The sequence below is a fragment of the Micromonospora yongxingensis genome (assembly GCF_052601155.1).
In genome coordinates this window covers 1-13067 of sequence record NZ_JBQXEO010000006.1, presented here as the reverse complement: position 1 = coordinate 13067, position 13067 = coordinate 1, and the positions used below count along the sequence as shown (strand labels likewise).

The following is a 13067-nucleotide window of genomic DNA, read 5'->3' as shown; positions in this document are numbered from 1 at the left end:
CCACACCTGCCTTGATCGAGACGAAGTCGTCCCGACAGCCTCGACAGCCCGTCCGCCCGACCACTGAAGATCATGTGAAGGGCGGAGGTACGGCGGTGGAACGCTGCCACTCGACGTTCGGGCGGGGTCGAAGGACGGACGCCGTCCTTCGACCCCGGAACCGCCTAGACGAGCCCGCCGAGGGACGGGTCGCTGATGCTGTCCTTGCCGTTCTCGACGTGGCCGGCGTAGCGGTACTCGAAGCCGGCGTCACCCGCGACGGTGACGGTCAGGTCGTACCAGCCGCGCGTGCGGGAGAGGGTCCACTGTGCGCGCTCCGACTCGCCGGGACGCAGCGACAGCTTCACCGGACGGGAGTTGTACCCGTCCCGGACGGTCACCTCGACCCGCTTCGACCCACGGTTCCTGAGCGCCAGGACCACCTTGTAGTCCCGCTCGTCGTACGAGGGGGTGACGTCGAGGTTCGACTGGCCGCTCGTGAACCGGCGGAAGAACCCGTTCGGGCCGTGCACCGACAGGTCGTACCCGGACTCGGCCGCCCACGTGTCCGACAGGTGCTTGCCCGGCTCGACGGTGTAGCTGCGCGGGGCGGCGGTGCTGCCCGCCTCGCGGACCTGGAACACCGCACCCGCCCCGCCGGAGTTGCGGAAGTCGATCCGGAACGAGCCGTCGCCGGCGTGGCCGTCGGCGTGCAGGGTGTACGGGATCGCCCGCGCCGGGCGTACCCCGTGTTCCTGCTTCGGCAGCCGCTGGTCTGCCGGCGGGACCGGCACCTCGTCGGGGTGCCGGACCAGCTCATCGGGCTTGAAGTCGTCGGTGTCCGGCAGGGTGGGGTGCTGTGACCGGTTCGGGTGCCGGAAGTCGAAGGCCGTGGTCAGGTCACCGACGACGGCGCGCCGCCACGGGGTGATGTTGGATTCGATCAGGTCCTTGCGGCCATGGCCGAACCGCGCCTCCAGGAACTTGATCAGCGAGGTGTGGTCGAACACCTGCGAGTTGACGTAGCCGCCGCGCGTCCACGGCGAGACGATGACCATCGGCACGCGGATCCCGAGCCCGTACGGACCGGCCGGGTGGCCGGCGTCACCGGGGAAGATCTCGTTGGTGGTGGGCACGGTCGACAGCCCGTGCTCACGTGTCTGCGGAGGCGTCGGCGGGACGACGTGGTCGAAGAAGCCGCCCTCCTCGTCGTAGGTGATGAAGAGCGCCATCTTGCTCCACACCTCGGGGTTGGACGCGAGGATGTCGATGACCTGCGAGATGTACCAGGCGCCGTACGCGGGCTCCCAGTTCGGGTGCTCGGTGTACGCCTCGGGGGCGGTGATCCACGAGACCTCGGGCAGGCGTCCGTTCTCGACGTCGGCCCGGAAGTCGGCGAGCAGCGCCTCCGGGCTGCGGCCCTGTGTCCTGATCTCGGTGCCGGTCTTGGCCCTGTCCGCCAGCGGCGTTCCCGGCGTGGCGTTCTGGTACTGGTGGAAGTAGAGCAGCGAGTTGTCGCCGTAGTTGCCGATGTACGGGTCGTTCGTCCAGCCCCAGGAGCCGGCGGCGTCGAGGCCGGTCCCGACGTCCTGGTAGATCTTCCAGGAGATGCCGTTGCGCTCCAGCCGCTCCGGGTAGGTCGACCAGTCGTAGCCGGCCTCGGCGTTGGTGATGACCGGGCCGCCGCCCTTGCCGTCGTTGCCGACCCAGCCGCTCCACATGTGGTAGCGGTTGGGGTCCGTGGGCCCCATCAGCGAGCAGTGGTAGTTGTCGCAGACCGTGAAGGCGTCGGCGAGCGCGAAGTGGTAGGGCAGGTCCTGGCGGGTGTGGTAGGTCATCGCCGTGACGCCCTTGTTCGGCACCCACTGGTCGAACCGGCCGTCGTTCCAGGCGGCGTGCCCGTCGTTCCAGCCGTGCGGCGGGTCCGGCAGGAAGGTCTGGCCGAGATCCTTCACCTCGGGCCGGAACGGCAGCAGCTCCTCGGCGCCGTCGGGCTGGTGCCACACGTCCTTGCCGGACGGCAGCGTCGCCGGGTGCGGGTCCCCGAAGCCGCGGACGCCGCGCATCGTGCCGAAGTAGTGGTCGAACGAGCGGTTCTCCTGCACGAGGATGATGACGTGCTCGACGTCATTGATCGAGCCGGTCCGGTTGTTCGCCGGGATGGCGAGCGCCTTGCTGAGGTCCAACGGAAGCGCCGCGCCGATCGCGGGAACCCCCATCGCCTTGAGGAACGTACGGCGATCCACCGTGCTCATAGCCCACCCTTTTTGTGCGGTGTGTTCGAGAAACTGGCGACCGGACGCTACCGACGACGGGTTGACGGCAGATGGCCGTCGTTGGTTGGTTCTGCGACCTCTCGACGACCGGCGCCGAGCCCTGGACCCGAACGGTTCTCGCGGTGAGGTTGAGCATCATGTTCACCGGCGGCGGCATGAGAGCGGCGTTACAGGTGATCTGCCGGCACACGGGGAGCACCCCGACGTACCGTGAGATCGTGCCGACGACAGACGTACTCACCAGCGCTGACCTCGCCGAACTTCGCCGCTCGGCGCTCGGGATGGCCGACCCCCTCGGTGTCGCCGCCGACCTGGCCGACGCGGTGGAGCAGGGCAGACTGGCCGACCCGGACGACGCCGGTGATGCGCTGACCCTGGCCGCCGAGATCGCCGAGATCCGGGGGAAGCCGGACGCCGCGCTGCGGTACGCGGAGCGCGCCGTGGTGGCGTACCCGGGCGAGGACGACCCCCGGGCCGGGTTCGCGCGAGCGCTGCGGGCCCGGGCCCTGTTCCAGGCCGGCGGCCGTGACGACGAGGCGATGGCGGAGCTGACCGCGCTGCGACCGTTGCTTCTCGTACAGCCCGACGCCCCCGCCTACGTGAGCGCCGCGCTCGACGCCGCCGGTCGCTCGGCGATCGCCGAGAAGTGGCTGAGCGAGGCGGTCGACACCCTGCTGGGCGAGCGCGCGGGCGGAGCGTCGACGCAGGCCATCACCGCTGTCGAGCCCGTGGTGGACGTCGGTTCCCCGGAGGCGCCGGGCGTCCTCTTCCTGCTGTTGCAGCAGCGGCACCGGGTGCGCCGGGATCTCAACCTGACGCATGACCGGCACGACGATCTGGCCGACCGCCTGGAGAACCAGCTCGTCCGGCGGGCGGCGCAGCGGCAGGGCGGCGAGACGGATCTGCTCTTCTGGCCGCGGGCCGAGTTCGACCGCCTCCTGTCCGAGCACTCCGCGCTGGCCGAGGTGTACGGGCCGGACTGGGACGCGCACCGTGCCCGGCTGGAGAAGGAGCTGGTACGACTGGCGAACACCGGGAAGACCGGGCTGGGCGTGTTCGCCGCGACGGTCGCGGACCTGGACGCGTACGCCCGCCGGCGCAACGGCGACGCGGCCGACCAGGAGACCCGGGCCGGCTACGCCGCCGAGGTCGCGGCCCGTCCCGCAGCGCGGATTCCCTGGCCACCGGAGCGCAACGACGCCTGCTGGTGCGGCTCGGGCCTGAAGTACAAGAAGGACTGTCTGCCGCGCTCCCGTAGCTGAGCACCGCCGCGGGCGCCGCCGACTCTAGGCCGAAGCACTGAGCAGAATCAATACTTGAAGAAGTTAAATATTCGCCTTAGATTTCGTCCATGTTTCCTGCGGGCGAGGTCGAGCCGGTTGCCGGGCCACCGGCGGCACCGGCCGCGACGGCGGTGTTCACGGCGGTGCTGACGGAGGGGCCCGTCAGTCGCGTGGCGCTCGCGCGCCGACTCGGGCTCTCCTCCGCCGCTGTCACCAAGGCCGCCCGCCCGCTCATCGACCGGGGCTACCTGCACGAACTGGCCGCCACCGAGCGCACCGGGCCCGGTGCCGGGCGCCCGGCCAGCCCGCTGGCCGTCCGGGCCGACCGCGAGTTCTTCCTCGGGGTGAAGATCACCGCCGACGAACTGATCGGCGTCGTGTGCGACCTCCGCGCGCAGGTACGGGCCACCGCCCGCCGGCCGCTGACCGACCCCGGCGTCGAGGCCGTCCTCACCGAGGTCAACCGGCTCGCCGACGACCTGCTCGACGGGTTCGCCGGCGACCGGACCCGGGTCCGTCGCCTCGGGCTGGCCCTGTCCGGCGACATCGATCGCACCACCGGCCTGGTCCGCTACTCGCCGTTCCTGCACTGGCGCGACGTGTCCCTGGGCCGGCTCGCCGCCCAGCGCACCGGCTTCACCGTGACAGTGGAGAACGACGTCAAGGCGCTCACCGCAGCCGAACACTGGTTCGGCGAAGGGGTGGGCGCCGAATCGTTCGCCCTGGTCACCGTGGGCACCGGCATCGGTTGTGGCCTGGTCGTCAACGGCCGCCTCGTCTCCGGCTCGTACGGCGTGGCCGGCGAGATCGGCCACCTCACCGTCGACGCCACCGGCCCCGACTGCCACTGCGGCGGCCGTGGCTGCGTCGAGTCGATCGCCGGCACCGACGCCATCGTGGCCCAGGCCCGCGAGAGCACCGGCCGCCCCGACCTCACCATCGGCGAGGCCGTGGCCCTGGCGCGGGGTGGCCACGAGCAGGTCCGCGCCGTCTTCACCCGCGCCGGCAGCGCGATCGGCTGTGGCATCGCGGCCGTCGCGAACCTGGTCGGCCCCACCCGGATCGTCGTGTCCGGCGAAGGTCTGGCCGCCTACGACCTCTTCGACAGCCACATCCGCGCGAGCTTCGAACGCCAGGCCTTCGGTGCCGCCGCGCGGTGCCCGCTCTCCATCCGTCCGTTGCCCTTCGAGGAGTGGGCCCGCGGCGCGGCCGCGGTCAGCATCCAATCGCTCGTCCTGCCCTGACCCACGGCGTCAACCCGGCCGTCGGCCGACCGTACCGAGCCCGAGACGACCCCCACCGTGCCACCAGGAGGTTGACCATGCAGTCACCGACGACACCCCTCATCGGCGCCGGCCGGCGCCGATCCCGAACGCCCGCAGGCCTCGCCGCCGCGGCGCTAGCCGTGCTCCTCGGCGCGGTCGCCGTCCCGGCCCAGGCCGCCCCGGCGGAACCTGCGGTGTCGAACGACACCGTGCAGGCGGCGACCACCACCGCCGGCGTCGCGGAGCGCCCCTTCATGGGCTGGACCAGTTGGACCATGCAGTCCTCCAAGTACCCGGGTCTCAACCCCGACGGCGACTACAGCTACCTCACCGAGGCGAACGTGCTGAAGCAGGCCGACGCCCTCGCCGCCAAGCTGAAGCCGTACGGCTACGAGTACGTCAACATCGACGCCGGCTGGTGGCGCGACAACGCCTGGGCGCCGACGTTCGACCAGTACGCCCGGCAGACCCCCGACCCGGTGCGCTTTCCCCGTGGCATGAAGCCGGTCGCCGACCACATCCACGCCAAGGGCCTGAAGGCGGGCATCTACCTGCCCGTCGGGTTGGAGAAGGAGGCGTACGCCAACGGCGCGGCGCCGATCTGGAACGCACCCGGCTGCACCACCGCCGACATCGTCTACCCGGACCTGCGCACCACCAACGGCTGGGACAGCGCCTACAAGCTGAACTTCGACAACCCCTGCGCCCAGAGGTACATCGACTCGCAGGCCCAGATGTTCGCCGACTGGGGATACGACTTCCTCAAGCTCGACGGCGTCGGCCCGGGCTCGTTCAAGTCCGGTGACAACTACAACAACGTCGCCGACGTGGCCGCCTGGCAGAAGGCCATCGCCACCGCCGGCCGCCCGATCCACCTGGAACTGTCCTGGTCGCTCGACATCAACCACGCCGCCGACTGGAAGCGCTACTCCAACGGATGGCGGATCGACACCGACGTCGAGTGCTACTGCAACACGCTGGTCAGCTGGGAGAACTCGGTCGACGACCGGTTCGACGACGCGCCCGCCTGGAGCCGCAAGGCCGGCCCTGGCGGCTGGAACGACCTCGACTCCCTCAACGTGGGCAACGGCGAGATGGACGGCCTCACCAGGGCGGAGCGACAGTCGTACGCGACCCTGTGGGCGATCTCGAAGTCGCCGCTGTACACCGGGGACGACCTGACCCGCCTCGACGACTACGGGCTGTCCCTGCTGACCAACCGCGAGGTCATCGCCATCGACCAGAATGGCGCCGCGCCCGCCCGGCCGGTCACGCCGGTCGGCGACCAGCAGGTCTGGGGCTCGAAGAACCCCGACGGCAGCTACACGGTGGCGCTGTTCAACCTCGGCGACGCGCCGGCCTCCGTCACCGCCCACTGGGCGTCGTTCGGGTTCACCGGCACCGCGTCGGTCCGTGACGTGTGGAACAGCCGGAACCTCGGAACGCAGAGGGACCGGATCACCTCGACGCTGCCGGCGCACGGCTCACGACTGTTCACCGTCCGGCCCGGCACCGCCCTGGTCTCGACGAGCTACGAGGCCGAGGCCGCGACCAACACCCTGAGCGGCAACGCCTCCGTCGGCGGGTGCGACGCCTGCTCGGGTGGCCAGAAGGTCGGCAACCTCTACCTCGGCGGCAAGGTGCAGTTCAACGACGTCCGGGTGAAGAAGGACGGCATCTACACCGTCAATGTCGCCTACGTCAGCGGCGACCCGCGCTCGGTCACCGTCTCGTCCAACAGCGGCAACGGCACCAGCCTGAAGTTCCCCTCGACCGGGGACTGGGGCACGGCCGAGACCGTCAGCGTCCAGTTGGCGCTGAAGGCGGGCGCCAACACCATCACGTTCGACAGCGGGACCTGGTACTCCCCCGACATCGACAGGATCGACGTACCGCAGAGCCTCTGAGTCCCGGCGCGGCCCGGCGTCAGCGCCGGGCCGCGCCATCTCGCGCAACCGCCGTTGGCCCAGGTTGGAGTACCGACATGGATTTCCGGAAGACCGAATCGCGCGCCATCCGCCCCAGCCGCCGAGGTTTCCTCACGCTGGCCGCCGCCACCGGCGCGGCCACCGCCCTCGGCGGCCTGCCCACCTTCGCCGCCTCGGCGGCCCCCCGGCGGCCCACCGAGTCTCCCCTGCTCGCCGCGGACGCCGCGGCGAAGAACCAGCTCTGGTGGCAGGCCCCCGGCTCCGCCAACTCGATGATCGAGCAGGGACTGCCGGTCGGCAACGGGCGCCTGGGGGCGCTCGCTAGCAACGACCCCGCCCGGGAACTTCTGATGGTCACCGACGCCACACTGTGGACCGGTGGTCGCAACGACACGCTCGACGGCGACGGCCAGTTCCCCTACGGCCGTGACGACTTCGGCTCGCTGACCATGCTGGCCACGCTCACCGTCGACATCCCCGGGCACGACCTCGGCGCCGTGGACAACTACCGCCGTACCCTCGACCTGGCGCAGGGCCTGGTCACCACGACGTACGACATCGCCGGTGTCAGCTACCAACGGCAGGTCTTCGCCAGCCGCCCCGACGACGTCATCGTCGTGCACTTCTCGCAGCTGGGCCGCGGCGCCTACACCGGCACCGTCACCCTGGCCGGTACCCACGGGGAGCCCACCACCGCCGACCGCGCGGGCCGGTACGCGTCGTTCGGCGCCTCCTTCGCCAACGGGCTGCGCTACGGCGCCGCCGTCACCGCGTACAGCGGCACCGGGAAGATCGCGGTCAACGGCACGTCGATCTCCTTCACCGGCTGCCGGGACCTCACCGTCGTCCTCAGCGGCGGCACCAACTACGCCCCCGACGCCGCCGCCGGTTTCCGCGACCCGTCGGTAAACCCCGAGCGCCTCGCCCGTGACAAGGTCCTGGCCGCGGCGCGCGAGTCCGCGCGCGACCTGCTGCACACCCACGTCGCGGATTTCCGCCCGGTGTTCGAGCAGTTCGCCATCGACCTCGGCAGGTCGTCCGCCGCGCAGCGCGAGCTGGACACCTGGGAACGGACGCAGGCGCGCTGGCGGGACAACGTCCCCGACCCGGAGTTGGAGGCCGCGTACCTGCAGTTCGGCCGCTACCTGATGATCTCCGGGTCGCGGGGCAGCCTGCCCATCGGCCTGCAGGGCCCGTGGCTGGACGGAAACGACCCCGACTGGATGGGCGACTACCACACCGACGTCAACGTCCAGATGAGCTACTGGCTGGCCGACCGGGCCGGCCTGTCCGACACCTTCGACGCCTACGCGGACTACTGCGTCGCGCAACTGCCGGTCTGGACCGAGGTCACCCAGCGGCTGTTCAACACCTCGACCAACAGGTTCCGCAACTCCAGCGGCAGGATCGCCGGATGGGCCGTGGCCTACTCCACCAACCCGTACGGCGGGAGCGGCTGGTGGTGGCACCCGAGCGGCAACGCGTGGCTCTGCCAGAACCTGTTCGAGCACTACGAGTACACCCAGGACCGCGCCTACCTGGCGAAGGTCTACCCGGTCATCAAGGGCGCCGTGGAGTTCTGGGAGACCCGACTCGTCACCACGACCGTCACCGACGCGTCCGGCGCCTCGCGGGAGGTCCTGGTCGCCGACCGCGACTGGTCGGCCGAGCACGGGCCGCAGGACACCAGGGGCAACACCTACTCGCAGGAGTTGGTGTGGAACCTCTTCGAGAACTACCGCACCGCGACCGAGGTGCTCGGCCGGGACGCCGGCTACGCCCGGACCATCGACGACCTCCGCAAGCGCCTCTACCTGCCCGAGGTGAGCCCCACGACCGGCTGGCTACAGGAGTGGATGTCACCGGACAACCTCGGTGAGACCACCCACCGGCACCTCTCCCCGCTGATCGGCCTCTTCCCCGGCGACCGGATCCGCCCGGACGCCTCCACGCCCAAGGAGATCATCGACGGCGCGACGGCCCTGCTGACCGCGCGCGGCATGAACAGCTTCGGCTGGGCCAACGCGTGGCGGAGCCTGTGCTGGGCGCGGCTCAAGGACGCGGAGAAGGCCTACCAGCTCATCGTCAACAACCTGAGGCCGTCGACGGGCGGCAGCAACGGCACCGCGATGAACCTCTTCGACATCTACGAGACGAACCCCGGCCGTGGCATCTTCCAGATCGACGCCAACCTCGGTACGCCGTCCGCGATCGTCGAGATGCTGGTCTACTCCCGGCCGGGCCACGTCGAGCTGCTGCCCGCGCTGCCCGCGGCCTGGGCGGCCGCCGGGTCGGTCACCGGAGTGGGCGTACGCGGTGGCTTCACCGTGGACCTCAGCTGGCGCGACGGCACCGTCACCCAGGTGAGGCTGACCAGCGTCGGTGGCCGCAGCACGACCCTGGTCGTCGGCGGCACCGCGCGCCCGATCACCCTCAAGCCCGGTGAGTCCGTCACCCTGCGGGACCTCTGATGCGCCCCGGGCACCACCTGCGGCGCGTGTCGGCGGTCGTCGTGGCGACCCTGGTCACGGCGGTCTGCGTACCCCCGGCGGCGTCGGTCCAGGCGGCCTCGGCCGGGGCGCAGCAGGCCCCGGCGGGTCGGGACCGGCACTTCGCGGTCACCTGGGCCGCCAGCGCCGACCGGCAGGGCGCCGGACCCGCCGAGCGCAGCTACCGGCTGGTCGTACGCACCAGCGTCGGCGGAAACGCCCTGCGCATCCGCCTCACCAACGCCTTCGGCGACCACCCGGTCACCTTCGCCAGCGCCTACGCCGGGCTGCAACGCCAGGGCGCGGAGCTGATCGGTGGCAGCAACCGGCGGCTGACGTTCGGCGGACAGCCGTCGGCCACCGTGCCGGCCGGCGAGACCGTGCTCAGCGACCCGCTGCCCGGGAAGGTGACCGCCCAGAGCAACCTGGTCGTCAGTCTCTACGTCACCGGCGCCCAGGGGCCGACGACCGGTCACGGCATGGCCATGCAGACGTCCTACGCGACGGCCGGTGACCACGCCGCCGAGGAGGCGGCGACCAGCTGGACCGATCCGATCAGCTCCTGGTACTGGCTGGACGCCGTCAGCGTGGAGACGTCCACGACGATCAGCTCGGTGGTGACCCTCGGTGACTCCATCACCGACGGCTGGGCCTCCACCTCGGATGCGAACCGGCGCTGGCCCTGCTATCTCTCCCGGCGGCTCCAGGCCGCGCCCGACAGCTCGGTAAAGGGAGTGGCCAACGCCGGCATCTCGGGCAACAAGGTGCTCGCCGACGGCGCCGGGCAGGCCGCCCTGCGCCGCCTGGACCGCGACGTGCTCTCCCATCCGGGTGTCCGCACGGTGTTCGTCCTCGAGGGCATCAACGACATCAAGGCCCACACGGGCGTCACGGTCGACGACCTGGTCGCCGGCTACCGGGAGGTGATCGACCGGGTGCACGCGGCGGGCCGGTGCGTCGTCGGCGCCACGGTCCTGCCGTACAAGGGCTGGTCCGAGTACGACGCCGCCGGCGAGGCGGTGCGCCAGGGCGTCAACGATTGGATCAGGCACGGCGGGGCGTTCGACGCCGTGGTCGACCTCGACCGGATCACCCGCAGCCCGTACGACCCGCAGGCGATCCTGCCCTTCTTCGACGGCGGGGACCACCTCCATCCGAACGACAAGGGCATGCAGGCGATGGCCGACGCCGTCGACCTGTCCGTCCTGGGCTGCGACCGCTGAGCCGCACGTCGTCCGGCCGGCCACCGTGGGTGGCTGGCCGGACGGCCCGTCACCGGTCGATCCCGGCGAGGCCGGACAGGTCGGCTATCTCGTACGCGATCGGGGCGTCGTGCGGCGCGACCTGCCCTCGGCGGTTGACCCACACGGCTCGGATGCCCGCCGCGTGCGCCCCGGCCACGTCGTTGGTGAGCGAGTCACCGACGTGCAGCACCTCGTGCGCCCCCAGCCCCAGCGCGGCGAGAGCCCGGGTGAACATGGCCCGGTCCGGCTTGTACGCGCCGACGGCCTCGCTGCTCACCACGGCCGTGAAGGCGAGGCCGTGGTGGGCCATCGCCGCCTCCAGGTCCGCCGTGTCCACATCGGACACGAGGCAGATCGGCACGGTCACGCGGGACAGGAGGTGACGGGTGCCGGGCCGCAGCGGTGGTGACCGCCAGTACCTGAACTGCTCCGCGCACAGGGCGGCCGCGTCGCCGGCACACCCGACGTCGGCCATCACCGACGCCAGGCTCGACATCGCGCTGTCCCGCAACGTCCGGAACCTCGGCCCGGACGCGACCGCCTCGAACTCCCGTCCCCACGCCGCCGCGACGTCGTGCCCGGAGACGGGCACCGACGCTCGGGCGGCCACCTGCTCGGCGATCTCGGCCATGACGGCGTCGTCGTCCTCGACGACGGTGCCGTAGAAGTCGAGCAGCAGTCCCCTCAGCACGGTGGCAGCCTAGCCGGCGGCGTGCCCGGGCGCGGTGCCCGCGATCGTGGGGGCTGACACGCCCGGCCCGTACCGATACCGTCCATGCCTGGACGATCCACGTCCGCCCGTCAGCTCCGGAGGAGACCGATGTTCGAGGAGTTCATGGGCATCCCCGCCCACCCTCTCGTGCTGCACGCCGCGGTCGTGTTCGTGCCGCTGCTGGGGCTCCTGACGATCGGGTACGCGCTCGTCTCCCCGATCCGGCCACACACCCGCTGGGTGCTGGGGCTGCTCGCGGTTGGCGCACCGCTCTCCGCGCTGCTGGCCAAGCTCTCCGGTGACGCCTTCTTCGACCGCATGCGGGCCGCCAACCGGGTCACCCCGGAGTTCGTCCCGACGATCGAGGCCCACCAGCAGTTCGGCGACTTCACGCTCTGGGCCACCATCGGGCTGGCGGTCGTGGCGCTGGCACTGGTCTGGTTCGTTCCGCCCCGCACCGCCGACGGGAGCGCCACCGGCGGCACCAGCCGGGCGCTGACCCTGACGTTGCAGGTGCTGTCGGTGGTGGCCGCGGGCATCGCTGTGTACTACGTGGTTCGCACCGGCGACTCGGGCGCGAAGGCGGTTTGGACGGGACAGTGACCCGACCAGGCAGTACGGGGTCAGCGTCGGCTGGCCCGGTCGACGCCACGGTGCACCCGCGCGGTGCGGTCGATCAGCTCACGTAGCGCGCCCTCGTCGACGGTGTCGAGCCGCTTCAGGTAGAGGCAGCCCTTCCCGGCGCGGTGTGGGCCGAGCCGTTCGAGGATCTGGCCGTACCGATCCTCGAAACCACCCACCAGGTAGACGACGAGATGCTGTTTGCGCGGCGAGAAGCCCACCAGCGGCGCGTCGCCCGTACGCCCGCTGTCGTAGGTGTAGCGGTAGCTGCCGAAGCCGACGATGCTGGGGGCCCACATCACCGCCGGCTCGCCGGTCACCTCGCCCATGATGGTGCGGAGCCGCCCCGCGTCGGCCCGCCTACGCTCATCGGGAACCGCGGCCAGGAAACCGTCGACGCCGACGTCGGTCGGCACCGTCACCTGCTCTTTCGATGTCGCCATTGCGGGATGCTCTCACGCCGGTACGACCAGGAGCCGCCACGCCGGTCCCGCCTCGGTCAGTCCGTCTCCTCGCGCGCTCGCCAGGAGACGGCGACGAGCCACCCCGAGATGATCACCGCTCCGACGGCGAACCGGATGCTCGCGCTCTCCTCGCTCCACGGCAGGGCGGTGAGCACGAAGGCGACGACGCCACTGGCGGCGCTGTATACCGCCCAGCCCCGTCGCCGCTGCCCGGCGAAACGGCGGGCGAACAGCAGACCGGCCGCGATCAGCGACAGGAACGCCGCCGCACCGCAGACCGTGTGCAGGATGCTGCCCGTGCTGGCCTGCTCGGGGAGCCCCGCCGGGGCGCCCGGTGGCCAGCCGAGCGCGGGATCGGGGACGAAGATGCCGCCACCCACCATCGCCACGCCGTAGACGCCGACCAGCAGCGGCCCCAGCGTGCCGGCCCGGCCCGGACGCAACGCCCGCCACAGGCCCACCGCGAACGCGACGGCCAGCAGGCCGGTGCCCACGAACGCGACGACCTGTAGCCAACCGAGGTCACCGAGGGTGAGCGAGCTCAGCGCGTGCCGGCGCAGGTCGAACCCGGACCGCGTGAGGGCCTGCCCGAATGACAGCGCCGGGAAGAGGAGTCCGGCTATCGTGCCGCAACCCAGGAGAGCGCGGGTCGGGCGGGGTCCGGCTGAACGTTCTCCGGCAGGGATGGTCAGGGACGTCATGGGCGTACCTCTCGTGTCGGTGTCAAGTGCTGCCGTCCCGACGAACGAGACCCGGCCGGATCGACACCTTCCGAGAAGAATCTGAGTCCTGGTGCGGTGCCGGGG

Annotated in this window: 10 protein-coding genes; 6 read left to right on the top strand and 4 right to left on the bottom strand. The window is 71.3% G+C overall.

All coding sequences use genetic code 11. The features are described 5' to 3' along the window. Positions 1 to 164 precede the first annotated feature (164 nt). Positions 165 to 2234, bottom strand: coding sequence for a phosphocholine-specific phospholipase C (locus tag ACTWLT_RS09940; protein ID WP_445318057.1), 2070 nt, complete (start codon positions 2232 to 2234; stop codon positions 165 to 167). A gap of 239 nt (positions 2235 to 2473) precedes the next feature. Here ACTWLT_RS09940 and ACTWLT_RS09935 point away from each other — a divergent pair, with 239 nt between their 5' ends. The 5 genes from ACTWLT_RS09935 to ACTWLT_RS09915 all read left to right on the top strand — a co-directional run bounded on the left by ACTWLT_RS09935 (position 2474) and on the right by ACTWLT_RS09915 (position 10443). Then, positions 2474 to 3517, top strand: coding sequence for an SEC-C metal-binding domain-containing protein (locus ACTWLT_RS09935; protein WP_445318056.1), 1044 nt, complete (start codon positions 2474 to 2476; stop codon positions 3515 to 3517). A gap of 89 nt (positions 3518 to 3606) precedes the next feature. Continuing rightward, positions 3607 to 4782 (top strand): ROK family protein, encoded by a 1176-nt coding sequence (locus ACTWLT_RS09930; protein WP_445318055.1) that lies wholly within the window; start codon positions 3607 to 3609, stop codon positions 4780 to 4782. Positions 4783 to 4859: 77 nt separating this feature from the next. Then, entirely contained in the window at positions 4860 to 6710 is a 1851-nt protein-coding gene (locus ACTWLT_RS09925) for an alpha-galactosidase D (RefSeq protein ID WP_445318054.1), read from the top strand. A gap of 77 nt (positions 6711 to 6787) precedes the next feature. Then, positions 6788 to 9202 (top strand): glycosyl hydrolase family 95 catalytic domain-containing protein, encoded by a 2415-nt coding sequence (locus ACTWLT_RS09920; RefSeq protein WP_445318053.1) that lies wholly within the window; start codon positions 6788 to 6790, stop codon positions 9200 to 9202. Continuing rightward, on the top strand, positions 9202 to 10443 hold the full coding sequence (locus ACTWLT_RS09915; RefSeq protein WP_445318052.1) for an SGNH/GDSL hydrolase family protein: 1242 nt from the start codon (positions 9202 to 9204) through the stop codon (positions 10441 to 10443). Before ACTWLT_RS09920 ends, ACTWLT_RS09915 begins: the two co-directional genes overlap by 1 nt. Positions 10444 to 10492: 49 nt before the next feature. On the opposite strand, the gene ACTWLT_RS09910 is transcribed toward ACTWLT_RS09915, so the two are convergent. Next, the gene (locus ACTWLT_RS09910; RefSeq protein ID WP_445318051.1) at positions 10493 to 11155 is read right to left on the bottom strand and encodes an HAD family hydrolase; all 663 of its coding nucleotides are present in this window, start codon (positions 11153 to 11155) and stop codon (positions 10493 to 10495) included. Between the two features lie 129 nt (positions 11156 to 11284). On the opposite strand from ACTWLT_RS09910, the gene ACTWLT_RS09905 reads away from it, so the two are divergent. Beyond that, positions 11285 to 11779 carry a DUF2231 domain-containing protein gene (locus ACTWLT_RS09905; protein WP_445318050.1) on the top strand — a complete coding sequence of 165 codons (495 nt, stop codon included), beginning with the start codon at positions 11285 to 11287 and terminating at the stop codon, positions 11777 to 11779. Between the two features lie 20 nt (positions 11780 to 11799). On the opposite strand, the gene ACTWLT_RS09900 is transcribed toward ACTWLT_RS09905, so the two are convergent. Continuing rightward, positions 11800 to 12240 (bottom strand): DUF1801 domain-containing protein, encoded by a 441-nt coding sequence (locus ACTWLT_RS09900; RefSeq protein ID WP_445318049.1) that lies wholly within the window; start codon positions 12238 to 12240, stop codon positions 11800 to 11802. A gap of 56 nt (positions 12241 to 12296) precedes the next feature. Beyond that, positions 12297 to 12962 (bottom strand): DUF998 domain-containing protein, encoded by a 666-nt coding sequence (locus ACTWLT_RS09895; RefSeq protein WP_445318048.1) that lies wholly within the window; start codon positions 12960 to 12962, stop codon positions 12297 to 12299. Positions 12963 to 13067: the final 105 nt, after the last annotated feature.

Excerpts from the sequence above, each read along its gene's own strand:
- ACTWLT_RS09920 (WP_445318053.1), top strand. The coding sequence starts at position 6,788 with ATGGATTTCCGGAAGACCGAATCGCGCGCCATCCGCCCCAGCCGCCGA.
- ACTWLT_RS09915 (WP_445318052.1), top strand. The coding sequence starts at position 9,202 with ATGCGCCCCGGGCACCACCTGCGGCGCGTGTCGGCGGTCGTCGTGGCG.
- ACTWLT_RS09905 (WP_445318050.1), top strand. The coding sequence starts at position 11,285 with ATGTTCGAGGAGTTCATGGGCATCCCCGCCCACCCTCTCGTGCTGCAC.
- ACTWLT_RS09930 (WP_445318055.1), top strand. The coding sequence starts at position 3,607 with ATGTTTCCTGCGGGCGAGGTCGAGCCGGTTGCCGGGCCACCGGCGGCA.
- ACTWLT_RS09895 (WP_445318048.1), bottom strand. The coding sequence starts at position 12,962 with ATGACGTCCCTGACCATCCCTGCCGGAGAACGTTCAGCCGGACCCCGC.
- ACTWLT_RS09940 (WP_445318057.1), bottom strand. The coding sequence starts at position 2,234 with ATGAGCACGGTGGATCGCCGTACGTTCCTCAAGGCGATGGGGGTTCCC.
- ACTWLT_RS09925 (WP_445318054.1), top strand. The coding sequence starts at position 4,860 with ATGCAGTCACCGACGACACCCCTCATCGGCGCCGGCCGGCGCCGATCC.
- ACTWLT_RS09900 (WP_445318049.1), bottom strand. The coding sequence starts at position 12,240 with ATGGCGACATCGAAAGAGCAGGTGACGGTGCCGACCGACGTCGGCGTC.